We start from the raw sequence: 21,881 nt of genomic DNA on the forward strand, positions 1-21,881 counted from the left end.
AAAACTGATACAGAATTACCGTTCGCTTGTAAGCCAGCAGCACAATCTTTATATTGTAACTTCCCTGATAAACCACGTTAAACATATGAAACACCTGAGACATCTGTTATGGCTACTGCTACCGTTCACCCTGCAGGCGCAAAACTACAAACCCACCTGGGAGTCCATCGACAGCCGGCCCGTTCCCGCATGGTTTGAAAATGCCAAGTTCGGCATCTTCATCCACTGGGGCGTGTATTCCGTGCCCGCCTGGTCGCCCAAAGGCACCTACTCCGAATGGTACCAGCACTGGCTGCAGAACAAAAAGATCTTTGGCAATAACAATCCTTCCCCCACCGCCGTGTTCGATCATCACAACAAGGTGTGGGGAAAAGACTTTTCCTACTACCAGTTCGCCGATCATTTTAAGGTCGAAGATTACGATCCCGATGCATGGGCGAAGCTCTTTGAAAGATCAGGCGCCAAATATATCGTGCTCACGTCCAAGCATCACGACGGCTTCGCGCTGTGGCCTAGCAAAGAAGCCTCCAAAGCCTTCGGCCGCCCCTGGAACGCCATGGAGTCCGCCGCCAAGCGCGATGTGCTGGGCGATCTGACCACCGCCGTGAAAAAGACCGACCTGAAAATGGGCTTTTACTATTCGCTGTATGAATGGTACAATCCGCTGTACGTGAGCAAGCAGTACGACAAATACGTGAACGAGCACATGCTGCCGCAGATGAAAGAGCTGGTGAACCGGTACGAGCCGGACATTGTATGGACGGACGGAGAATGGGACCACAGCGATACGCTCTGGAAATCACGCGAGTTCCTCGCCTGGCTGTATAATGAATCGCCCGTGAAAGATAAGGTAGCGGTGAACGACCGCTGGGGCAAGGGCATCCGCCAGAAGCACGGCGGGTATTACACCACGGAATATGAAGTAGGCAAGAAATATGACCGTCCCTGGGAAGAGTGCCGGGGCATGGGCTTCTCTTTCGGGTATAACCGGAATGAAGATGTAGAAGATTATAACAGCACCCAATCCCTCATTTACCTGCTGGTAGACATCGTTAGCAGCGGGGGCAACCTGTTGCTGGATATTGGTCCCGATGCGCATGGCAAGATCCCGCCCATCATGCAGGAACGTTTGCTGGAGATTGGCAAATGGCTGGACGTGAACGGCGAAGCGATCTATAACACCCGCGCCTGGAAAACGCACGTGCAGTGGTCCGAAGGCCGGCAGGACTGGAAGCCCGCTTCCGGTATGGTCAGCGGGGAAGCCCTGCTGAAGCAGACCGTGAACCCCGATCCGGGATTCGCTGTAAAAGAGCTTTTCTTTACCCGTAACGGCAGCACCGTATATGCCATCGCGCCGCAGCTGCCCGAAGGCAAATTTCTCATCAAAGGGCTGCAGCCCTCTTCCCGTACCACCGTTTCCATGCTGGGCCTCAGGCAGCCCCTGACGTATAAAAAGGTGAAGGACGGGATAGAGGTGACCGTGCCGAAGTTATCCATCCGGGAAGTTCCCTGCGAGCATGCATTTGCATTTAAAGTGACGTATATTACCGAGTAAAAAACATTTTAAACGTATTTTTTACGTTTATAGAATAGTTTATTATCTTGACGAACTATTTTTTTACCACGTTTACACGTTTTCACTGATCTAACATGCAAAATTCAAGCTTATTCGCCTGGGACTACGTTGTGTTCTTTATCTATTTCATCATTGTAGCCGGATATGGATATTATATCTATAACCGGAAGAAAAAGGCACTGACGGATACCAAAGATTTCTTCCTGGCTGAAGGATCTCTTACCTGGTGGGCCATTGGCGCCTCACTCATCGCATCCAACATTTCTGCAGAACAGTTCATCGGCATGTCCGGCTCCGGTTTTAAAATGGGGCTGGCTATTTCCACCTATGAATGGATGGCCGCGGCAACCTTGCTGGTGGTGGCTATCTTCTTCCTGCCGATCTATCTGAAGAACAAGATCTACACGATGCCGCAATTCCTTTTGCAGCGGTACGACAATCGTGTGAGTACGGTGATGGCCATCTTCTGGCTGCTGCTGTACGTTTTCGTGAACCTTACGTCCATCCTCTATCTTGGCGCGCTGGCGGTGCAGACCATTTCGGGTTACGATTTTGTGACCTGTATGATCGGCCTGGCTGTTTTCGCGATCCTGATTACGTTGGGCGGGATGAAGGTGATCGGTTTTACGGACGTGATACAGGTGTTCTTCCTCGTACTGGGCGGTCTTGCTACCACCTACCTGGCGTTGAACCTCGTTTCGCAGAACCTCGGTGACGCCGGCACTTCCTATTCCGTAACCGGGATGATGGACGGACTTGGCCTGCTGCGGCAGAAAGCGCCGGAGCATTTTCACATGATCTTCGACAAGAGCAATCCCAACTACGCGGAGCTGCCGGGCATTGCCGTGCTGATAGGCGGTATGTGGATCGTGAACCTGAACTACTGGGGATGCAACCAGTACATCACGCAGCGCGCGCTGGGCGCGGATTTGAAGACCGCCCGCAACGGCCTGCTGTTCGCCGGGTTCCTCAAGCTGCTGATGCCGGTGATCGTAGTACTGCCGGGCATTGCGGCATACGTGCTGTACAAGAACGGCATGTTCCAGCAGGAAATGCTCGACGCAAACGGCGTCGTAAAACCCGACCATGCGTATCCCATCCTCCTGAACCTGCTGCCGGAGGGCCTGAAAGGCTTGTCCTTCGCCGCGCTCACCGCCGCGATCGTGGCATCGCTGGCAGGAAAGGCCAACAGTATCGCTACGATCTTTACGCTCGACATCTATAAACATTTCATCAAGAAGGACGCTACCGAACAGGACCAGGTGAAAGTGGGCCGCATTGTGATCATCGTGGCCTGCGTGATCGCCGCCTGTGTGGCGCCGGCGCTGAAGAGCCTGGACCAGGGCTTCCAGTTCATCCAGGAATATACCGGCTTTATCTCTCCGGGCGTATTCGCTATCTTCATCATGGGATTCTTCTGGAAGCGCACCACGGCCAACGCGGCCCTGATCGGCGCGATCCTCGCGATCCCCTTGTCCGTATTATTCAAATTCGCAATGCCCTCCCTGCCGTTCATTAACAGGATGGGATGGGTATTCGTGATCATAGTTGCACTGATGATCGTTATCAGCCTGCTGGACCCGAAAAGCAAGAACAACGAGAAAGGACTGGAAGTGGATGCTTCCATGTTCAAACTCAACACCGGCTTTGCGGTGGGTGCTATCATAATCTGCGGCATCCTGGCGGCGTTGTATACGATCTTCTGGTAGAAGATTACCAGGGCTGACTAAAAGGTCCGCAAAGGATCTTTCCGGAAGGCGTCCTTTTAGTCAGCCCTCAAAACCCTTTTTTACGCTATGTACCTGATAGGCTACGACATCGGTTCTTCCTCCATCAAAGCAGCGCTGCTGGACGCCGCCACCGGCAAATGTCTCGCCGCTGCCACCGGATCGGCAGAAGAGCTGGTCATCAATGTTCCCCGCTCCGGATGGGCGGAACAAGACCCTGAAATGTGGTGGCGGGAAGTGGTGAAAGCCACGCATGCCCTGCAAAAGCAACACCCCTTCGATCCCGCAAAGGTCAATGCCATTGGCATCGCTTACCAGATGCATGGCCTCGTGTGCGTCGATAAAGATCAGCAGGTACTCCGCCCCTCCATCATCTGGTGCGACAGCCGCGCCGTTAAAACCGGCGATGAAGCCGCCCACGCGCTGGGCGACAATTATACCCTGCCGCATCTCCTCAATTCCCCCGGCAACTTCACCGCCTCAAAGCTGCGCTGGGTACAGCAGCACGAACCGGAACTGTATGCCCGCATACACAAGATCATGCTGCCCGGCGATTTCATTGCGCTGCGGCTGACCGGAGAAGCCACGACCACTTTGTCCGGCTTGTCGGAAGGCATTTTCTGGGATTTTGCGGAGCAGGAAATTTCAGAACCCCTGCTAAAGCATTACGGGATCGACCGCTCCCTGCTTTCCACCATCGTTCCCACTTTCGGGGACCAGGGGAAAGTAACGGAACAGGCCGCCTCGCTGCTGGGGTTACGTGCAGGCATCCCCGTTACTTACCGCGCGGGCGATCAGCCCAACAACGCATTTTCGCTCAACGTGCTGCAACCCGGCGAAGCCGCTACTACAGCGGGTACATCGGGTGTGGTATATGCCGTGCATGATAAAGTGGCCTACGATGCCGAAAGCCGCGTGAACACATTTATACACGTGAACAATACGAAGGAAGCCATCCGCAACGGCGTGCTCATGTGCCTCAACGGCACCGGCATCCTCAACAGCTGGCTGCGCTCCATCACCGGCGGCATAGACTATCCCAAAATGAACGACCTTGCCGCCAAAGCGCCCGTGGGCGCGGACGGCCTGCAGATATTCCCCTTCGGGAACGGCGCGGAACGCATTCTCGCCAACGGGCAACCCGGCGCAAGGGTAGAAGGGTTGGAGTTTGGCGTACATCATACCGCACATTTGCTGCGCGCCGGACAGGAAGGTATCGTGTATGCATTGACGTATGGCGTGGATATTATGCGCGACATGGGCCTGCAGATCAGCCGCGTACGCGCCGGCCGCGCCAATATGTTCCTCAGCCCGCTGTTCCGCGAAGCATTCGCCAACACCTGCGGCGTGACCATCGAGCTGTATAACACAGACGGCGCCCTCGGCGCCGCACGCGCCGCCGGCGTGGGGTCGGGCCTGTTCCCGCAATTGCAGGACGCCTTCATCGGCATGGAATGCCTCGCCACCATCGAACCGGGAAAAGATCAACAGGCATACGGCGAAGTATACACGAAATGGAAAGACAGGCTGGAAAAAATTTTACAGGAATAATAAAACAGTAACAATGAATATCATCACAGGAAACAAAACGTATTTTCCTTCCGTAGGACAGATCCGGTTTGAAGGACCGCAGTCGGACAACCCCCTGGCGTACAAATGGTACGACGAGAACAAAGTGATCAACGGCAAGCCGCTGAAAGAATTATTCAAATTCGCTGTAAGCTACTGGCACACCTTCTGCGGAACAGGCGGCGACCCCTTTGGTCCCGGTACGAAGCAATTCCCCTGGCTCACCGCTAACGATCCCGTGCAGCAGGCCAAAGACAAAATGGACGCCGCATTTGAATTCATCACCAAGCTGGGCGTTCCCTACTATTGCTTCCACGACATCGACCTGATCGATGAAGGCAGCAGCCTTTCCCAATACGAAAGCCATCTGCAGCAGATCGTGGAATATGCCAAAGGGAAGCAGCAGGAGAGTGGCGTGAAGCTGCTCTGGGGAACCGCCAACGTGTTCAGCAACCCGCGTTATATGAACGGCGCTTCCACCAACCCGGACTTCTCCGTGGTGGCCCACGCCGGCACGCAGGTGAAGAACGCGCTGGACGCTACCATCGCGCTGGGCGGTGAAAATTATGTGTTCTGGGGCGGCCGCGAAGGATATATGACCTTGCTCAACACCAACATGAAAAGGGAAGTGGAGCACCTCGCCCGTTTCCTCACCATGGCCCGCGACTACGCGCGCAAGCAGGGATTCAAGGGCGTGTTCTTCATTGAACCGAAGCCTTGCGAACCCACCAAGCATCAATACGATTACGATAGCGCCACGGTGATCGGCTTTCTGCGGCATTACGGGCTGGACAAGGATTTTAAGCTGAACATCGAAGTGAACCACGCTACGCTGGCCGGCCACACTTTCCAGCATGAGCTGCAGGTAGCGGCGGATGCCGGCATGCTCGGCAGCATAGACGCCAACCGCGGCGATTACCAGAACGGCTGGGATACCGACCAGTTCCCGATGAACCTCAACGACCTCATAGAAACCATGCTCGTGATCCTGGAAGCCGGCGGATTTGCCGGCGGCGGTGTGAACTTCGACGCAAAAACGCGCCGGAACTCCACCGACCTGGAAGATATCTTCCACGCGCATATCGGCGGCATGGACACCTTTGCCCGCGCGGCGATCATTGCGGACAGGGTGCTCCGCGAATCCCCCTATAAAAAGTTCCGCACAGACCGCTACGCTTCTTTCGACAGCGGGCAGGGCAAGGCTTTTGAGGAAGGTAAGCTGCAACTGGAAGACCTGCGTGCCTTCGCGCTCGCCAACGGCGAACCGAAGCAGACCAGCGGCAAACAGGAATGGCTCGAAAACATCATCAATCAGTATATCTAGCAATGGCATTCAGCATAGCGCGTCAACAGCAAAACGGATTTGACACCATCGAACTAAAAGACAGCACCGGCACCCGCGTAGCGGTCATCCCCGGCCTGGGCGCCTCCCTGCACGTTTTTGAGGTAGGAGGGCTGAACGTGATCGACAACTACCCGGACATCAATGCTTTCCGCGCTGAAGTGAACGACAGCTTCAAAAGCGTGAAGCTGAGCCCCTTTGCATGCCGGATCAACGATTCCGCCTACACATGGGAACAAAAGAAGCATACCATCGCCAAATCCTCCATCCACGGCCTGCTGTACGATGTAGCGTTTGAAGTAACGGACGAATCGGCGGACGAAGAGGCCGCCAGTATCACGCTGGCGCACCAGTACAAAGGCGCCGATCCCGGTTATCCTTTTGCATATACCTGCAACGTGCAATACCGCCTGCTGCCCGGTAACATGCTGGAAGTGATCACCACCGTGATCAACCAGGACGAACATACGATCCCGGTAATGGACGGCTGGCACCCGTATTTCAGCACCGGCACACCGGTAGACCGGCTGGAACTGCAATTTTCTTCCAAAGAGATCGTGGAGTTCGACGAACGCCTCCTCCCCACGGGTAAATTGCTGCCCTACACCACTTTTGCCCAGCCGAAAAGCATGGCGGGAGTGGAGCTGGACAATTCTTTCCTGCTGGATTTCACCCAGCCGTCCCCGTTATGCACGCTCCGCGACCCGGAAAAAGGGATCAGCATCGAATTCTATCCCGATCCGCATTACCCGGTGCTGCAGGTCTATACCCCGCCGCACCGCGGGAGCGTAGCCATAGAAAACCTTTCCGGCGCGCCGGATGCATTCAATAACGGCATCGGGCTGGTGCAGCTGGAAGCAGGTCAAAGCGCCCGTTTTACCACTACGATCAGGGTAAAACAGGATCAGGCATAAATGCTGCCCGGCGAACATCCTGTGAATCAACCGTTTTATCAGCCATAAAAGCCATAGTGGCGATTTTGCCCCACTTTGTGGTTGTTTGGCACAAACTTTGAATTTCATATACCGGACCCCTCATTATTAATCTTAAAACCTTTTGATTATGGACATCCTGATGATCAAGGGCCGGTGGAGTGAGATCAGAGAAAAGTTGAAAAACATGTTCGCTGATCTGTCGGATACGGACCTGTTTTACGAAACAGGCAAGGATGACCGGCTGATCGGACAAATTCAGATCAAACTCGGCAAATCAAGGGATGAGGTGATCTCCCTTATCCGTTCCTTGTAAAAAAATAGGCAACGCCGTTAACCGGAAGCAAAGGCAAGCTGCTCCCCGGTTAACGGCTTTTTTGGGAAACATTTAACAGCAGGCGGTGTAATAAAGCAGTGAGGCTTAACTATTTTGGTGCATAATTGTTGATAATAATAGTATGAAATCCTGCAGACCGTTCCCGTCCATTATCCTCCTTTGCCTGCTGGCGGGAGGCTTTCTTCCTGAAACACAGGCCCAGACGCTTCCCGTGACCGTACGCGGCCAGGTGACCGACACAGCGCGGCAACTGGTATTGTATCCCGCTACTGTACGGAACAAAAAGACCAATGTGCGCGTATTTACAGACAACGGCGGCTATTACCGCATTCCCGCCAGCCAGGGCGACACCATCCTCATTTCTTTTATCGGTTACGTAGGGCAGGCTTTCGTAGTGAATAACACAGCGGGAGAAGAAGTGAAGAACGTAAGGCTGGCGCTGCAGGAACGTTTTCTGCCGCGGGTGGAAGTGTCCGGTAAATGGAACCCTTACCAGCTGGATTCTATCGCGCGGTATGAAGAATACCGCCCCTTCCTGGAAACGCGCAGCAGAACGCTGGTAGACACGGAGAAAAGATCGCAGGGCGGTTTTGGCCTCACCTTCAGCCCGTTTACCCGCTACTCCCGCAAACAGAAAGACCTCCGCAAATTCAAGGAGCTGTACGCGAAAAACGAAATGCAGCGGTATGTGGATTACCGGTATTCAAAACCGTTCGTGCAGCGTGTGACCGGCCTCTCCGGCGACTCCCTGATCAAATTCATGTATAAATACCAGCCGCCGTACGACATGCTGCGCGAGATGAACAACGAAACACTCATTTTCTGGATATCCGAAAGAGCGCTGCAGTGGCGGAAAGATCCGAACGTGACGTTGAAGCCGGAGGATTGAAGCCTGGCGCGTACCCTGAAACAGCAAGATTTCAGCAACGAACTTATAAAAGCGAAAAGGCCGGATCACTCCGGCCTTTTACGCTTATTTTTCATTTTCTACGTACTCAGTTATATACTTTCACCATGTAAACGAACTCTTCCAGTTTCTTCAGTTGCTCCACACGGTTAATGCCCATCAGCTGATTCCTTTGCTTCAGGTCCTTTCGCGAGAACTTCTCCTTCGGCAGCTCGTCCAGCAGGCGTTTGAGGTGCCCGGACTTCACTGCGAAGGCAATACCGTCTGATGTGGACTGTTTGCCGGTGATGATACCGATCACTTCGCCGCGTGAATCCAGCAGCGGAGCGCCGCTGTTGCCGGGATTAACGGGAATGGATACCTGGTAGGCCAGCGTATCGCCGTTGAAGCCGGTCTGCGCGCTGATGTACCCTTTGCCATATACGATCTCGTCACGCGGGAAGCCCATGCTGAACACTTCCTCGCCCGGGCGCACAGGATTCAGCTTCAACGAGTAGGGCAGGGCCGGTGAACGGAAAGTGGAGTCCGCAATACGAAGCACCGCCAGGTCGCTGGACACGTCTTCGAAGATGCTCACGGCTTTGAAAGCTTCGCCTTTGTTATTCTGGATGTAAATCGAATCCGCTCCTGCGATCACGTGATAGTTGGTGATCATGTACCCGTTCCGGGAGATGGCAAAGCAGGTGCCGCCGTAAGTGCCGGGGTTGAGGGGCGCTTTCTTGTTCTTGCCGGAATTGATATTGTTCATCAGGGCGTTCTGCGAGCGCTGGATGTTATTGAGCACCCGGCGCACGTCCTCATACTGTGCGGTGGTTGCCTTCTTGGAGGCTTTCTGCATGATGGCGATGGTAGACAGGGAAGTCACCAAGGCGATACACGCCGCAGCGGTCAGGTTGATCCAGGTGCGCCTGCTGCTGCGCATTTTAACAACGGGAGCGGCCGTTTTTTCAGGAACGGCGCTTGTACTTTCCATCGTTGCGTGGATCGCGTTCATGCGGTCCACCAGCTGACGGCGTTGCCCGGTTGCCCGCAGTTGCTGCTGCAGCAACTGCTGCTCCTGCACCTGGCGGTCGATAGCGGGATCACTTTGCCGGAGGGCTTCAAAAGCGTCCCGTTCAGACACGCTCATCTCACCTTCCAGGTAGCGTTCTATTTCCTGTATTAATAAAAAATCGTTCATCACTTGCGCCTCCTTCGGCTATTTATTTTTGTGCAAAGAATAATTTTTTCAACCGCATCAGGCATTTGTACTTCTGGTTCTTGGCGTTTTCCGCATTGGTATAACCGAACCGTTCCGCTATTTCCTGCATGCTTTTCCGGTGTATATAGTAATCTTCGAGTATTGTTTTGCAAGGTTCCCCGATCCTGCCCATGGACGCTTCCATTTTCCGGAACTGGAGATCTTTCTCTTCGTGCGCTTCCAGCGTGTCTTCCACAGAAACCGTATCCTCCGTTTCTTCATAGATCGGCCCTTCTAAAGACGACCCCTGCAGCTTTTTCAGCCATAACCGGCGGCAAACCGCGTAAAGAAAAGTTTTAAGCCGGGAAGACAGTACGAAATCCCCCTCCTGCACCTTCTCATATAATACGATCATCGCCTCCTGGAAAACGTCTTTGGCGTCATCCTCCGAACCGTTGTTCTGCAAAACCATCCTGGCGATCATTGGAAAATTCTCTAAATAAATGGTTTCCAGTGATTTGTCGTCATTCCTGGCAAAGCCTTGCAGTAACTCCTGGTCCCGTTCTATGTGCAAAAGATTATTCACTTATTAATACGATTAATGCCTGATTAGTAACCCAAAGTACCGAAAAAAAAATTTTCGGGAACAGTGGGTTACCTTTTATCTGTTTACGGAATAAAGTAGCAAATCTCATTTCAAAAAACCTTAAAACGCATTTACGATGAAAAAATTTGGTTTCTTAGCACTGGCCCTGGGCCTGTTCGTAGCAGCTTGTAATTCAGGTGGTACTGCTTCTGAAAGCGATTCTGCTTCTGTAGACTCTTCTATCAACAGCGCAGTTCCTGAAACTGACACTGTATCTACAGCTCCGATGGACTCTGTAGCAGCTCCTGCTGATTCTGCTGCAGCTCCCGCTGTAGAGCCTGCTCAATAATTAGGCAAGCAAATAATAAAAGGATGTATATCCGGGCCACTGTCTCCATAGGCAGTGGCTTTTTTTTGCCCGTCCAATACGTATGAAAATTACTTGCTATAGCATTGAATCAGCCGTTTTGATATGAGGATCATATTTACGGCCTACTGTTTTTAGATAAAATCTATCAAAATAGTATGACTGTTAGATGAAATTAATATTTTTCACTCCCTGTTTGAATAATTAGTATCGTGCTTTATTTTTGTGTTGTCAAACAAGCTAATACGCGATGCAACAACGGACCTTTGGATACTTTTATGGTTTTTACTTTTTCTGGTACCAGGAATAGGAGGTTCGTTTGCTAGTACGCTAAAAAATATAACTAACAAAAGGGCCTCCTGGAAAGGGGGCCTTTCTTATTTTTCATGAAGTCTGATAAACACATCATATGTCACAAAAGAGCTTTAGCCTGTATTTCTTTTACTTTTTCTTTTACCGGAAAGAAACAGGGACCTCTTTGTAACAAACGTTTATCTTAAACAACATTGAAGGGTCCCGGCTCACGGGGCCCTTTTTCATTTTCAATTACGAACACGATCATATGCACATCGCAATTCAAGGATTCGAAGGAAGTTTTCACCAGGTAGCCGCCCGCAATTATTTCGGCAAACAGATCTCTATTGAAGCCTGTGCCTCCTTTTCGGAGCTGGTGCGGAAGGTGAAGCAGGATGAAGGGGTGGATGCCGGGCTCATGGCCATCGAAAATTCCATCGCCGGCAGCATCCTGCCCAACTACAGCCTGCTCAAAAACTCGGGCCTTCACATTACCGGTGAAGTGTACCTGCAGATCAACCAGCACCTGATGGTGCTGCCCGGTCAGACCATCGAGGATATCCGGGAAGTGCATTCCCATCCCATGGCACTGCTGCAGTGTATGGACTTCCTGGAGCAATATCCGAATATCAAGCTCGTGGAAACGGAAGATACCGCGCTCAGCGCGAAGCATGTGCATCAGAAAAAGCTGAAATCCACCGCCGCCATCGCCGGCAAGCTGGCCGCGGAGATCTTTGAGCTGGATATCATCGCGCCCAACATCCATACCGCCAAAAACAACTATACGCGCTTTCTCGCCATCGCCAAAAATGGCGTGGAACCGCCGGAAGACGCCAATAAATCATCCGTCTATTTCCAGACCTCCAACGAAAGCGGCAGCCTGGCCAAAGTGCTGACAAAAATGGCCTCCGAGGGCATCAACCTCAGCAAGATCCAGAGCTTCCCCATCCCCGCGAAGGAATGGCATTATTATTTTCATGCGGACATGGAATTTGATTCCCTCGGGCATTTCCAGAAAGGGCTTTCGAAGATCACGCCGCTCACCGAACATCTGACCGTACTGGGTATTTATAAAAAAGGCAAAACGCATTCATGACCATGGAACCACAGGTAGCCAAAAGACTGCAACACACCGAGGAATACTACTTTTCACGGAAGCTCCGCGAGATAGACGAGCTCAACAAAGCGGGCGCCAACGTGATCAACCTCGGCATCGGAAGTCCGGACCTTCCCCCGCACCCCTCTGTGGTAGCGGCTTTGAACGAACATGCCGCCAAAAGCAACACCCACGCCTACCAGGGCTACAAAGGCATTCCCGCCCTGCGGCAGGCCATCGCCAATTGGTACGGCCGGTTCTATAACGTACCGCTCAACCCCGATACGGAAGTGCTGCCGCTGATCGGTTCCAAGGAAGGCATCATGCACATTTGCATGACCTACCTGCAGGAAGGCGATGAAGCCCTGATCCCCGACCCCGGGTACCCCACTTACCGCTCCGCCGTACAGCTCAGCGGCGCTACCCCGGTGACCTACACGCTCTCTGAAGAGAACGGCTGGCAGCCGGACCTGGCGGCACTGGAACAACAGGACCTGAGCAAGGTAAAGCTCATGTGGGTGAACTACCCCCACATGCCCACCGGCACACCCGCAAAGAAAGAAACGTTCGCGGCGCTGGTAGCCTTTGCCAGAAAACATAACATCATTCTTTGCCACGATAATCCCTACAGCTTCATCCTGAACGATCATCCCGCCAGCCTCATGGCCACACCCGGCGCGATGGACGTAGCCCTGGAACTGAACTCCCTCAGCAAAAGCGGCAACATGGCCGGATGGCGTGTAGGCATGCTCGTTGGCAAGGCGGCCTTTCTGAACGAAGTGCTGCGCTTTAAAAGCAATATGGACTCCGGCATGTTCCAGCCCGTGCAGATGGCGGCCGTGGCCGCCCTGGAACTGGGCCCGGAATGGTACGCGGAGCTGAACGGCATCTACAGCGCGCGCCGCAAAAAGGTGTTCGCGCTGCTGGACCAGCTCGGCTGCACTTACGATCCCTCACAGGTAGGCATGTTCGTTTGGGCAAAGATCCCCGCCGGCTATAAGGACGGCTTCGCGCTCAGCGACGAAGTGCTGCAGAACGCCCGCGTGTTCATCACCCCCGGCGGCATCTTCGGTACTAACGGCAACGGATATATCAGAGTAAGCCTTTGCCGGGACGAAAACGTATTCGGCGAAGCCATCCAGCGATTGCATCACTCCCAAACAGCGAAAATATGATAGCAACAGTAGTAGGAGTAGGGCTTATAGGAGGGTCGCTCGCCATCAGCCTCAAGGAAAAAGGCGTGGCGAACTGGATCATCGGCGTGGACCATAGCCAGGAGAACCTGGCGAAAGCGCAGGAACTGAAGATCATTGACGAAGGCTCCACACTGGAAGATGCATTGCAGCGCAGCCAGCTTATCATCCTCGCCATCCCCGTGGATGCGATGCTGAAAGCCCTGCCTTCCATCCTGGACAAAATACAGCCGCACCATGTGATCATGGACGTTGGCTCCACCAAGGAAAAATTATTGCAGCTCGTTGCCGGTCATCCAAAGAGAGGCCGGTTTGTGGCCGCCCACCCGATGGCCGGCACAGAGTATTCCGGGCCGGAAGCCGCCGTACGCAACCTCTTCGTGCAAAAGACCATGGTGCTCTGCGATGTGAAGAACAGCGATGAAGACGCGCTGGAACTGATAGAATCGATGGTGGACAAGCTGAACATGCGCCTCGTGTACATGAACGCCGAAGAGCATGACCTGCACACCGCCTATGTTTCGCACATCTCGCATATCACCTCCTTCGCCCTGGCGCTCACCGTGCTGGAAAAGGAAAAGGAGCAGGGACGCATCTTCGAGCTCGCCAGTGGTGGTTTTGAATCTACCGTAAGGCTCGCGAAAAGCTCGCCGGACATGTGGGTGCCCATCTTCAAGCACAACCGCAGCAACGTGCTGGACGTGCTGGACGAGCACATCCACCAGCTGCAGCAAATGCGGGAACTGCTCGCGCAGGAAGATTATGACACCTTCTACAAGCTCATCCAGAAAAGCAACAAGATCAGGAAAATCCTGAAATAGCCATCAATTCTTTAACTTAACACTCACAATAACAATGGAACAGATCTTAGCAAAAACAAAATTCGCTGACCCGGCTTCCGACAAGAAGCCGCTGATCATCTCCGGGCCCTGCAGCGCGGAAACGGAAGAACAGGTACTCGCCACCGCGCTGGCGCTTTCCAAAACCGGGAAAGTGGACGTGCTCCGCGCCGGTATCTGGAAACCCCGTACCCGCCCCGGTTCATTTGAAGGCATCGGCGCCAAGGGCCTGCCCTGGCTGCAAAAAGCCAAAGAACTGACCGGCATGCCCGTTGCCGTGGAAGTAGCGACCGCCAAACAGGTGGAATCCGCCCTGCATTTCGGGGTAGACATCCTCTGGATCGGCGCCCGCACCACCGTAAACCCCTTCTCCGTACAGGACGTGGCAGACGCACTGAAAGGCGTGAAAGTACCCGTGCTGATCAAAAACCCGATCAATCCCGACCTGGAACTGTGGATCGGCGCTGTGGAAAGGGTGCAGAAAGCCGGCATCGACAACATCGGCCTCATTCACCGCGGCTTTTCCAGCTACGGCAACACCGAATACCGCAACGCCCCCATGTGGCACCTCGCGATAGAGCTGAAACGCCGTCACCCTGAATTACCGATGATCTGCGACCCGAGCCATATCAGCGGCCGCCGCGACATCCTGCAGGCCGTTGCGCAGGAAGCGATCGACCTTGACTACGATGGCCTGATGCTGGAAACGCATGTGGACCCGGACAATGCATGGAGCGATGCCAAACAGCAGATCACGCCCGAGAAATTCGGTGAAATGCTGGACAGCATCACCTGGAGGCACGAACGTACCGATCAGCGCGACTTCAACACCGCCCTCGAAAAGCTCCGCAACCAGATCAACGGCATCGACGACGAGATCCTGCAGCTGCTCGGCAACCGCATGAAGATCGCGGAAAAGATCGGTCAGTATAAAAAAGAGAACAACATCACCATCCTGCAGACCAACCGCTGGAACGAGATACTGGACCGCGGCGTGAAAGCCGGCGAGAAACTGGGCCTCACAAAAGATTTCATCACCAAGTACTTCGACGCGGTGCACCTGGAATCCATCAACCGCCAGAACAAAGTGATGAACGACTAATTTTCAGGATCTTTCAGTAATATATGATAACGCAGACCCATCAGTTTAAGCATCAATCAACAACATACTACCTCGGCGAAAGCCTGGAGAACCTCCGCAATTACGTGGAAAAAGACCGCTGCATCCTGATACTGGATGAGAATGTGGACAAACATTACGCGGACCTGTTCCCCGGCTGGAAAAAGCTGGTAGTGCCGGACGGAGAAGAGAACAAGAACATGGACGTGGTCGGGCAGATCATGACGGGCCTGGTGGAGCTGGAAGCGGACCGCAAAACAACGCTGATAGGCATCGGCGGCGGCATGCTCACAGACATCACGGGTTTTGCCGCCTGCATCTACATGCGCGGCATTCCCTTCGCATTCGTTCCGACCACGCTGCTGGCCCAGGTGGACGCTTCCATCGGCGGCAAGAACGGCGTGAGCTACGGCATGCACAAGAACCTGCTCGGCACCATCCATCAGCCCAACTTCATTCTCTTTGATTACAACCTGCCCGCCACCATGCCGGAAACCGAGTGGTGCAACGGGTTTGCGGAGATCATCAAATACGCCTGCATTTATGATGCGGCATTGTTCGACTATCTCGAAGCCAATAAAGACAAGGCGCTGGCACAGGATGTGAGCGTATTGCAGTACCTGGTGGAAAGATCGGTAGACATCAAGACGAAGTTTGTACTGGAAGATGAATTTGAAAGCGGCGTGCGGCGCTGGCTGAATTTTGGCCATACCCTCGGCCATGCGGTAGAAAAACTGGAAGGCATTGCACACGGGCAGGCGGTGGCGATCGGGATGGTGGCTGCTGCTAAGATCTCCGAAAAAATAAACCATCTGCCATCGGAACAAACCAACCGCCTGATCCGGCTGATCAATGATTACCGTTTACCGGTGACCATGACCTCGGATAAGAATGCAGTGTTTAACATTTTCAAGCTGGATAAAAAGCGGGAAAAGGACCATATTCATTTTGTGCTGCTCGACGCGATCGGCAAGGCTACCACGCATCCGATCCTGATTGAGGACCTGAAACAAATTTTACAGGAATTGTGAATCAATTTATATGAAACGCAGTTCCATCTGACCACAGCAATCAATTATGAACAGATGAAAGTTATTGTATCACCGGCTGCCATCACCGGCTCCGTTACGGCCAATCCATCCAAAAGCGCGATGCAGCGCGCGGTAGCGGCGGCCCTGCTGGCAAAAGGAAAGACCACCATCCACAACCCCGGCCTGAGCAATGATTGCCTGGCCGCGCTGGAAGTAGCCGAAAACCTCGGCGCGATGGTGAAGCGGGTGAATGAAAACATCGAGATCACGAGCAGGGGCGTTGAGCCTTTTTACGATGAGATCAACTGCGGAGAATCCGGCCTGGGCATCCGCATGTTCACGCCCATCGTAGCACTGGCAGACCGGGCCATCACCATCAACGGTCACGGCAGCCTGGTGACGCGCCCGATGCATTTCTTTGAAGAAGTGCTGCCGCAGCTGGACGTGAAGATCAAAAGCCGGGAAGGCAAGCTGCCGCTGGAGATTCAGGGGCCGCTGCAGGCAAAAGACATCACGATCGACGGCTCGCTGTCATCGCAGTTCCTCACCGGCCTGCTGATGGCCTTCGGATCGGTGGCCGGCAAAGCGAAGATCACGGTGAAAGACCTGAAGAGCAAGCCCTACATCGCGCTGACGCTGCAGATCATGGAACACTTCGGTGTGAAGGTGCGCAACGAAAATTTCGAATATTTTTATTTCGATAAAAAGCAGGAATACAAAGCCGTGGAATATACCGTGGAAGGCGACTGGAGCGGTGCGGCATTCCTGCTCGTGGCCGCCGCCGTAGCCGGTAAAGCGGAAGTACATCACCTGAATACCCTGTCCGCGCAATCGGACAAAGCGATCATGGAAGCCCTCGAAAAAGCGGGCGCTGAAATGCTCCCCGGCGTGTTCACCGTGATCGTGGGAAAGCGGGAACTGAAAGCCTTTGAAATGGACGCGACCGATTGTCCCGATCTGTTCCCGCCGCTGGTGGCTCTTGCCGCCAACTGCCAGGGCATTACAAAGATCAAGGGCGTCAGCCGCCTCGCACACAAGGAAAGCGACCGCGGCATCACCCTGCAGCAGGAATTCGGCAAAATGGGCATCCGCATAGACCTCGAAGGAGATGTGATGCTCGTGCACGGCGGAACAGGCATTAAAGGCGCCGCCGTACATTCGCATAACGACCACCGCATCGCCATGGCCTGCGCCGTAGCGGCACTGACGGCGGACGGCCCCGTGACCATCAGCAATGCGGAAGCGATCAACAAATCATACCCGGAGTTTTACGATCATCTGGCTAAACTAGGCGGCATCGTGGAAAAGGAAGAAGTAACGGCGTAATGTTTTATCAAACCAAGAAAGAAAAGTAACATGAACAGTTTTGGCAGAATATTCAGGGTAAACGTTTTTGGAGAATCTCACGGCGAAAGCGTGGGGGTGAATATCGATGGGGTGCCATACGGCATACCGTTGAAGCAGGAAGATTTCCTGCCTGACCTGGAACGCCGCAAGGCCGGCGCAAAAGGCACCACGCCCCGCAAGGAAGATGACCTCCCGTTCCTGAAATCAGGTGTGTTCAACGACCACACCACCGGCGCGCCGGTGACCATCCTGTTCGAAAATAACAACACCCGCAGCGCGGATTACGCCAAGCTGCGGGAATTTCCCCGCCCGGGCCATGCGGACTTCGTGGCCTCCAAAAAGTATGGCGGCTTTGAAGATTACCGCGGCGGCGGGCACTTCAGCGGCCGTCTCACGCTCAACCTCGTAGCGGCCGGTGTGATCGCCAAGAAGATACTGGGCGATGACATACAGGTAAAAGCCGTATTGAAAGAAGTGGGCGGTCTGCCCGATGCGGAAAAGGGACTGGAAGCCGCCATTGCTGCAAAGGATTCTGTGGGCGGCATCGTGGAATGTACGGTAGACGGGCTTCCCATCGGATGGGGAGAACCTTTCTTCGATTCGGTGGAATCCAACATCGCGCATGCCGTGTTCGCTATTCCCGCCATCAAGGGTGTTGAGTTCGGCGCGGGCTTTGCCGCCGCAAAAATGAAAGGGCTCGAACATAACGACCCGATCATCGACACGAATGGAAAAACCGCCACCAACAATGCCGGCGGCGTGGTAGGCGGCATTACCAACGGCAACCAGCTCGTGTTCCGCGTAGCGGTGAAACCTACCTCCAGCACGCCGAAAGAACAGCAAACCCTCAACATCGCCAGCGGAGCGGTGGAAAGCTTTTCCGTTAAAGGTCGCCATGACCTTTGTATCGCCCTGCGCGTGCCCGTGGTGCTGGAAGCCGTAACAGCGATGGTGCTGGCGGACTTCAAGCTGCTGGCGGATTCTACGCTGGGATACCGGAAATACTAGGCTGAAAAGAACGCGGAAGAAAAATAATTCTCACCCTGACACTTAATAACAATATGGTTATGAAGTGTTTAGGGTGTTTTTGTTTGCGGGAGCAGGATGGCACAGGACGATCGGCCATGATAACTTCGATATCTTTCATAACCTTTTTTTAAACAGTGAACAATTAAAGACCACGGTTATGAAAAACATGATCCTCATGGCATGTTTCGTTTTGCCCTGTCTATTCCCCATCTGCACACAAGCCCAAAACCTTACCGTTAAAGGGAAAGTAACGGATGAAACCAATGTAGCCCTGCCCGGTGTTTCTATCCAGGCAAAGGGTACAAGGTTCAATGCCGTGACCGGTACGGATGGCTCGTTCTCCATTTCAGTAGACAGAAGCAACGTCACACTGCTATTTACCTACATCGGGTATGTTCCACAGGAAGTGGAAGTAAGGAACCGCACCACTATCAATGTTACGCTCCAGCGTGATCAGAAATCGCTGGAAGGCGTGGTGGTGGTAGGTTACGGAACACGCCGCAGAGGCGATGTCACCGGCTCCATCGCATCCATCAATGCCAAACAGATCGAGCAGGTGCCCACCACCAACGTGTCACAGGCGCTGCAGGGAAGGATACCGGGCGTTGAAGCCACCAACACTTCCTTCCGGCCCGGCTCCGGCGCCCGCATCCGCGTGCGGGGCAACCGCTCACTGACACCGAGCGCCAACAACAACTTCTCCGCGTCGCTGGACAATGGCAGGAATGAACCGCTGTACGTGGTGGACGGCATCCCGATCACCTACAGCATCGATGACATCAACCCGCTGGACATCGAGTCCATCGACGTGCTGAAAGATGCGTCCGCCACCGCCATCTACGGTTCCCGCGGCGCCAATGGCGTGATACAGATCACGACCAAAAAAGGAAAGGCCGGCAAGCTTTCCGTGCAGTACAGCGGCAGCGTTTCGGTGGACAAAATACTGAAGCCTATCCGCTCGCTGGACGGCCCGCAGTTTGCGGACATGAGGCGGCAGGCTTATTTCGCCAACGGCTCCTATGATCCGGCACTGGCCAACGGCGGCGCTACTTTTTATTATCCCGATCCGGCATCCGACTATGCCTTGTTCCAGGCGGACCAGAACGTATGGAACTCCGTAGCAATGGGATACGACTGGATACAGCTCGATGTCGCCAACGGCATTTTTAACGCGCGGAAACGCGCTTCCACAGCGGATGAGAAAGCGCTTATGGCTAACCTGGGATTGTCCGTGCTGGACAGCCTCGCGATCTACGATCCATCCAAAGTAAGAACGTTCGACTGGCAGAACGAAGCGCTGCGCACCGGGATCACCCACAATCACCAGATACAGGTATCCGGCGGCACCGAGAAGTTCAGGGCCTCTTTTTCCGGCGCGTATTTTAACCAGAAAGGCATTGAATACGGTCAGGACTACACGCGGTACACGTTCAATCAGAATACGGACTTCAGGCTGAACGACCGGATCAATGTTGGCGGCGGCATCACCTATTCCTCCGCCATACAGAACGTTGGCCCGAGCATGTACACCAGCTCCATCTACCAGATACCGCTGGCCTTGCCGTATGATGAAAACGGCAACCTCATCTTTTATCCCGGTGAAGATGCCAACATCGTCAATCCCCTCAACGATCCCAATACGGTTTTCAATGAATACCGCACCAACCGTTTGCTGGCGAACGTATTCGGCGAAGTGGAGCTGCTCAAGGGATTGAAGTACCGCGCGGCGTTCGGCGCGGATATGACCAACGTGCGGCAGGGCACCTTCAACGGATCGGTATCTTCCGTGCGGCAGGGCAACCCCGCCAACGCCAGCTACGCCACCCGCCTGGGATTCAACTGGGTGCTGGACAATATGCTGAATTATAACAAGACCTTCGGTACGGACCATTCCATTTCCGTAACGCTGCTGCACGAAATGCAGAAAACGCGCTTCGAGCAGAACACCATGCGCGCGGAGAACCTGATCTATGAAAGCCAGAAATGGTATTCCCTGCAAAACAATGCACTGGCTACCGTTACCGGCGACGGCTCCTTTTCGCAGACGCAATTGCTGTCATTCATGGGAAGGATCAACTATGCGTACAAGGACAAATATATCCTCACGCTCAGTCAGCGTAACGACAACTCTTCAGTGCTTTCCGCGGGCAGCAAGGGCGAATGGTTTCCCTCCGCCGCGGTGGCCTGGCGCGTGAACCAGGAAGGTTTCATGCAGAACGTTTCTTTCATCAACGACCTGAAGCTGCGTGTAGGCTACGGCGCGGTTGGCAGCTCTTCCATCGATGCCTATCTCACGCGCGGCACGTTAAGCCGCAGCATCTACAACTTCGGCACCGCCGCCGCGCAGGGCTATGCGCCCGCCACGCTGCCGCTGCCGGACCTCACCTGGGAGCGAACCTCCACCAGCAACATAGCGCTCGATTTCAGTGTGCTGAAGAACAGGATACGGGGAACGGTGGACGTGTACGAAGCCAATACCACCAACCAGCTGCAAAATCAATCCATCCCCTCCGCATCCGGCTACACGGCGGTGCTGGTCAACCTGGGCCGCGTCCGCAACCGCGGGATAGAAGTCAGCCTGTCAACTGTGAACATCGACAATCCCGATGGCTTCCGGTGGACGACGGACTTTATCTTCTCCCGCAACCGCGAACAAATCGTTACGCTGGACGGCACCGGCAATGATAACCTCGGGAACCAGTGGTTCGTGGGGCATCCCATTCAAACGTACTACGACTGGCAATTCCAGGGCATCTATCAATACGGCGATACCGCAAAAGGCGGGATACTGGACCACTACTGGCAGATCCCGGCCAATAAAAGCAGCATCAACTTCCGGCCCGGAAGAGTGCGGGTAACGGACGCGAACGGCGATACGCTGATCAATGACGCGGACAAAATGATACTGGGCTATCCGAATGCGGACTGGACCGGCAGCATCAACAGCACCTGGTCTTACAAGGGATTCGATCTGAGCGTATATCTCTACATCCGCAAAGGCTCTCTCATCCGCGATGTACGCCCGAGCCTGAACGGCCGCTATCAGTCCAGCTACGCGAACTACTGGACGCCGGAAAATCCCTCCAACGAGCAACCGCATCCCAACCGTACGGTAGACATTTACCAGTACTGGCAGGCGGCAGGCTTCCACGACGGCACTTTCGCGAGGATCAGGAGCATTTCGCTTTCCTACCGCTTTCCGGCGGCCATGCTGAGCAAGCTGGGCGTTGGCAGCTTTTCCGTATATGCGAATGCGTTAAACCCGTTCCTGTTCAGCAAATTCAAAAGTTTCGATCCGGAAACGGGCAGCAACTACGTGTCTTCTTACCCTACCAATACCACCGCGCCGGGCCCGAATTCATACAGCTTCAGAAGCTTTGTTTTTGGCGTGCGCCTGGGGTTATAACCA

General features: G+C 54.0%; 18 protein-coding genes. 16 read left to right on the forward strand and 2 right to left on the reverse strand.

What is annotated here, in order from left to right:
* The first annotated feature begins 85 nt into the window (after positions 1–85).
* The 7 genes from CCY01nite_RS13935 (at position 86) to CCY01nite_RS13965 (ending at position 8,372) form a co-directional block, all read left to right on the forward strand.
* Positions 86–1,555: an alpha-L-fucosidase gene (locus CCY01nite_RS13935; RefSeq protein ID WP_146862625.1), complete on the forward strand. Its 1,470-nt coding sequence runs from the start codon at positions 86–88 to the stop codon at positions 1,553–1,555.
* 95 nt (positions 1,556–1,650) lie between these two features.
* Positions 1,651–3,285: a sodium/sugar symporter gene (locus CCY01nite_RS13940; protein ID WP_146862628.1), complete on the forward strand. Its 1,635-nt coding sequence runs from the start codon at positions 1,651–1,653 to the stop codon at positions 3,283–3,285.
* Between the two features lie 87 nt (positions 3,286–3,372).
* Positions 3,373–4,854 carry a xylulokinase gene (locus CCY01nite_RS13945; protein WP_146862631.1) on the forward strand — a complete coding sequence of 494 codons (1,482 nt, stop codon included), beginning with the start codon at positions 3,373–3,375 and terminating at the stop codon, positions 4,852–4,854.
* Between the two features lie 13 nt (positions 4,855–4,867).
* Positions 4,868–6,196: a xylose isomerase gene (gene xylA, locus CCY01nite_RS13950; protein ID WP_146862634.1), complete on the forward strand. Its 1,329-nt coding sequence runs from the start codon at positions 4,868–4,870 to the stop codon at positions 6,194–6,196.
* A gap of 2 nt (positions 6,197–6,198) precedes the next feature.
* Positions 6,199–7,128 (forward strand): aldose 1-epimerase, encoded by a 930-nt coding sequence (locus tag CCY01nite_RS13955; protein ID WP_186831047.1) that lies wholly within the window; start codon positions 6,199–6,201, stop codon positions 7,126–7,128.
* Between the two features lie 148 nt (positions 7,129–7,276).
* Positions 7,277–7,462, forward strand: a complete 186-nt coding sequence (locus tag CCY01nite_RS13960) for a CsbD family protein (RefSeq protein ID WP_146862640.1) — start codon at positions 7,277–7,279, stop codon at positions 7,460–7,462.
* Between the two features lie 142 nt (positions 7,463–7,604).
* Positions 7,605–8,372 carry a carboxypeptidase-like regulatory domain-containing protein gene (locus tag CCY01nite_RS13965; RefSeq protein WP_146862643.1) on the forward strand — a complete coding sequence of 256 codons (768 nt, stop codon included), beginning with the start codon at positions 7,605–7,607 and terminating at the stop codon, positions 8,370–8,372.
* A gap of 106 nt (positions 8,373–8,478) precedes the next feature.
* Here CCY01nite_RS13965 and CCY01nite_RS13970 read toward each other — a convergent pair whose 3' ends face one another.
* Complete coding sequence (locus CCY01nite_RS13970) at positions 8,479–9,570, reverse strand: trypsin-like peptidase domain-containing protein (RefSeq protein ID WP_146862646.1); 1,092 nt, start codon at positions 9,568–9,570, stop codon at positions 8,479–8,481.
* Positions 9,571–9,592: 22 nt separating this feature from the next.
* A complete protein-coding gene (locus tag CCY01nite_RS13975; RefSeq protein ID WP_146862649.1) occupies positions 9,593–10,156 on the reverse strand; it encodes an RNA polymerase sigma factor in 564 nt (187 codons plus the stop codon).
* Positions 10,157–10,292: 136 nt separating this feature from the next.
* Between CCY01nite_RS13975 and CCY01nite_RS13980 the strand changes: the two genes are divergently transcribed.
* The 9 genes from CCY01nite_RS13980 (at position 10,293) to CCY01nite_RS14020 (ending at position 21,878) form a co-directional block, all read left to right on the forward strand.
* Positions 10,293–10,505: a hypothetical protein gene (locus CCY01nite_RS13980; RefSeq protein ID WP_146862652.1), complete on the forward strand. Its 213-nt coding sequence runs from the start codon at positions 10,293–10,295 to the stop codon at positions 10,503–10,505.
* Between the two features lie 580 nt (positions 10,506–11,085).
* Positions 11,086–11,913: a prephenate dehydratase gene (locus tag CCY01nite_RS13985; RefSeq protein ID WP_146862655.1), complete on the forward strand. Its 828-nt coding sequence runs from the start codon at positions 11,086–11,088 to the stop codon at positions 11,911–11,913.
* Positions 11,910–13,088: a pyridoxal phosphate-dependent aminotransferase gene (locus tag CCY01nite_RS13990; protein WP_246129933.1), complete on the forward strand. Its 1,179-nt coding sequence runs from the start codon at positions 11,910–11,912 to the stop codon at positions 13,086–13,088. The genes CCY01nite_RS13985 and CCY01nite_RS13990 overlap by 4 nt, the downstream gene beginning before the upstream one ends.
* Complete coding sequence (locus CCY01nite_RS13995) at positions 13,085–13,927, forward strand: prephenate dehydrogenase (protein ID WP_146862658.1); 843 nt, start codon at positions 13,085–13,087, stop codon at positions 13,925–13,927. The genes CCY01nite_RS13990 and CCY01nite_RS13995 overlap by 4 nt, the downstream gene beginning before the upstream one ends.
* Before the next feature lie 34 nt (positions 13,928–13,961).
* Positions 13,962–15,047: a chorismate mutase gene (locus CCY01nite_RS14000; RefSeq protein WP_146862661.1), complete on the forward strand. Its 1,086-nt coding sequence runs from the start codon at positions 13,962–13,964 to the stop codon at positions 15,045–15,047.
* A gap of 23 nt (positions 15,048–15,070) precedes the next feature.
* Complete coding sequence (aroB, locus tag CCY01nite_RS14005) at positions 15,071–16,096, forward strand: 3-dehydroquinate synthase (RefSeq protein ID WP_146862664.1); 1,026 nt, start codon at positions 15,071–15,073, stop codon at positions 16,094–16,096.
* Between the two features lie 54 nt (positions 16,097–16,150).
* Positions 16,151–17,422, forward strand: a complete 1,272-nt coding sequence (gene aroA, locus CCY01nite_RS14010) for a 3-phosphoshikimate 1-carboxyvinyltransferase (protein ID WP_146862667.1) — start codon at positions 16,151–16,153, stop codon at positions 17,420–17,422.
* 30 nt (positions 17,423–17,452) lie between these two features.
* A complete protein-coding gene (locus CCY01nite_RS14015; RefSeq protein WP_146862670.1) occupies positions 17,453–18,451 on the forward strand; it encodes a chorismate synthase in 999 nt (332 codons plus the stop codon).
* A gap of 178 nt (positions 18,452–18,629) precedes the next feature.
* Positions 18,630–21,878: a SusC/RagA family TonB-linked outer membrane protein gene (locus tag CCY01nite_RS14020; protein WP_146862673.1), complete on the forward strand. Its 3,249-nt coding sequence runs from the start codon at positions 18,630–18,632 to the stop codon at positions 21,876–21,878.
* The last annotated feature ends 3 nt before the right edge of the window (positions 21,879–21,881 follow it).

It is taken from the genome of Chitinophaga cymbidii, assembly GCF_007992715.1.
GTDB lineage: Bacteria > Bacteroidota > Bacteroidia > Chitinophagales > Chitinophagaceae > Chitinophaga > Chitinophaga cymbidii.

Bases quoted from the DNA above. Each gene is read 5' to 3' on its own strand.
- CCY01nite_RS13935 (WP_146862625.1), top strand. From the start codon at position 86: ATGAAACACCTGAGACATCTGTTATGGCTACTGCTACCGTTCACCCTG.
- CCY01nite_RS13940 (WP_146862628.1), top strand. From the start codon at position 1,651: ATGCAAAATTCAAGCTTATTCGCCTGGGACTACGTTGTGTTCTTTATC.
- CCY01nite_RS13945 (WP_146862631.1), top strand. From the start codon at position 3,373: ATGTACCTGATAGGCTACGACATCGGTTCTTCCTCCATCAAAGCAGCG.
- xylA (WP_146862634.1), top strand. From the start codon at position 4,868: ATGAATATCATCACAGGAAACAAAACGTATTTTCCTTCCGTAGGACAG.
- CCY01nite_RS13955 (WP_186831047.1), top strand. From the start codon at position 6,199: ATGGCATTCAGCATAGCGCGTCAACAGCAAAACGGATTTGACACCATC.
- CCY01nite_RS13960 (WP_146862640.1), top strand. From the start codon at position 7,277: ATGGACATCCTGATGATCAAGGGCCGGTGGAGTGAGATCAGAGAAAAG.
- CCY01nite_RS13965 (WP_146862643.1), top strand. From the start codon at position 7,605: ATGAAATCCTGCAGACCGTTCCCGTCCATTATCCTCCTTTGCCTGCTG.
- CCY01nite_RS13970 (WP_146862646.1), bottom strand. From the start codon at position 9,570: ATGAACGATTTTTTATTAATACAGGAAATAGAACGCTACCTGGAAGGT.
- CCY01nite_RS13980 (WP_146862652.1), top strand. From the start codon at position 10,293: ATGAAAAAATTTGGTTTCTTAGCACTGGCCCTGGGCCTGTTCGTAGCA.
- CCY01nite_RS13985 (WP_146862655.1), top strand. From the start codon at position 11,086: ATGCACATCGCAATTCAAGGATTCGAAGGAAGTTTTCACCAGGTAGCC.
- CCY01nite_RS13990 (WP_246129933.1), top strand. From the start codon at position 11,910: ATGACCATGGAACCACAGGTAGCCAAAAGACTGCAACACACCGAGGAA.
- CCY01nite_RS13995 (WP_146862658.1), top strand. From the start codon at position 13,085: ATGATAGCAACAGTAGTAGGAGTAGGGCTTATAGGAGGGTCGCTCGCC.
- CCY01nite_RS14000 (WP_146862661.1), top strand. From the start codon at position 13,962: ATGGAACAGATCTTAGCAAAAACAAAATTCGCTGACCCGGCTTCCGAC.
- aroB (WP_146862664.1), top strand. From the start codon at position 15,071: ATGATAACGCAGACCCATCAGTTTAAGCATCAATCAACAACATACTAC.
- aroA (WP_146862667.1), top strand. From the start codon at position 16,151: ATGAAAGTTATTGTATCACCGGCTGCCATCACCGGCTCCGTTACGGCC.
- CCY01nite_RS14015 (WP_146862670.1), top strand. From the start codon at position 17,453: ATGAACAGTTTTGGCAGAATATTCAGGGTAAACGTTTTTGGAGAATCT.
- CCY01nite_RS14020 (WP_146862673.1), top strand. From the start codon at position 18,630: ATGAAAAACATGATCCTCATGGCATGTTTCGTTTTGCCCTGTCTATTC.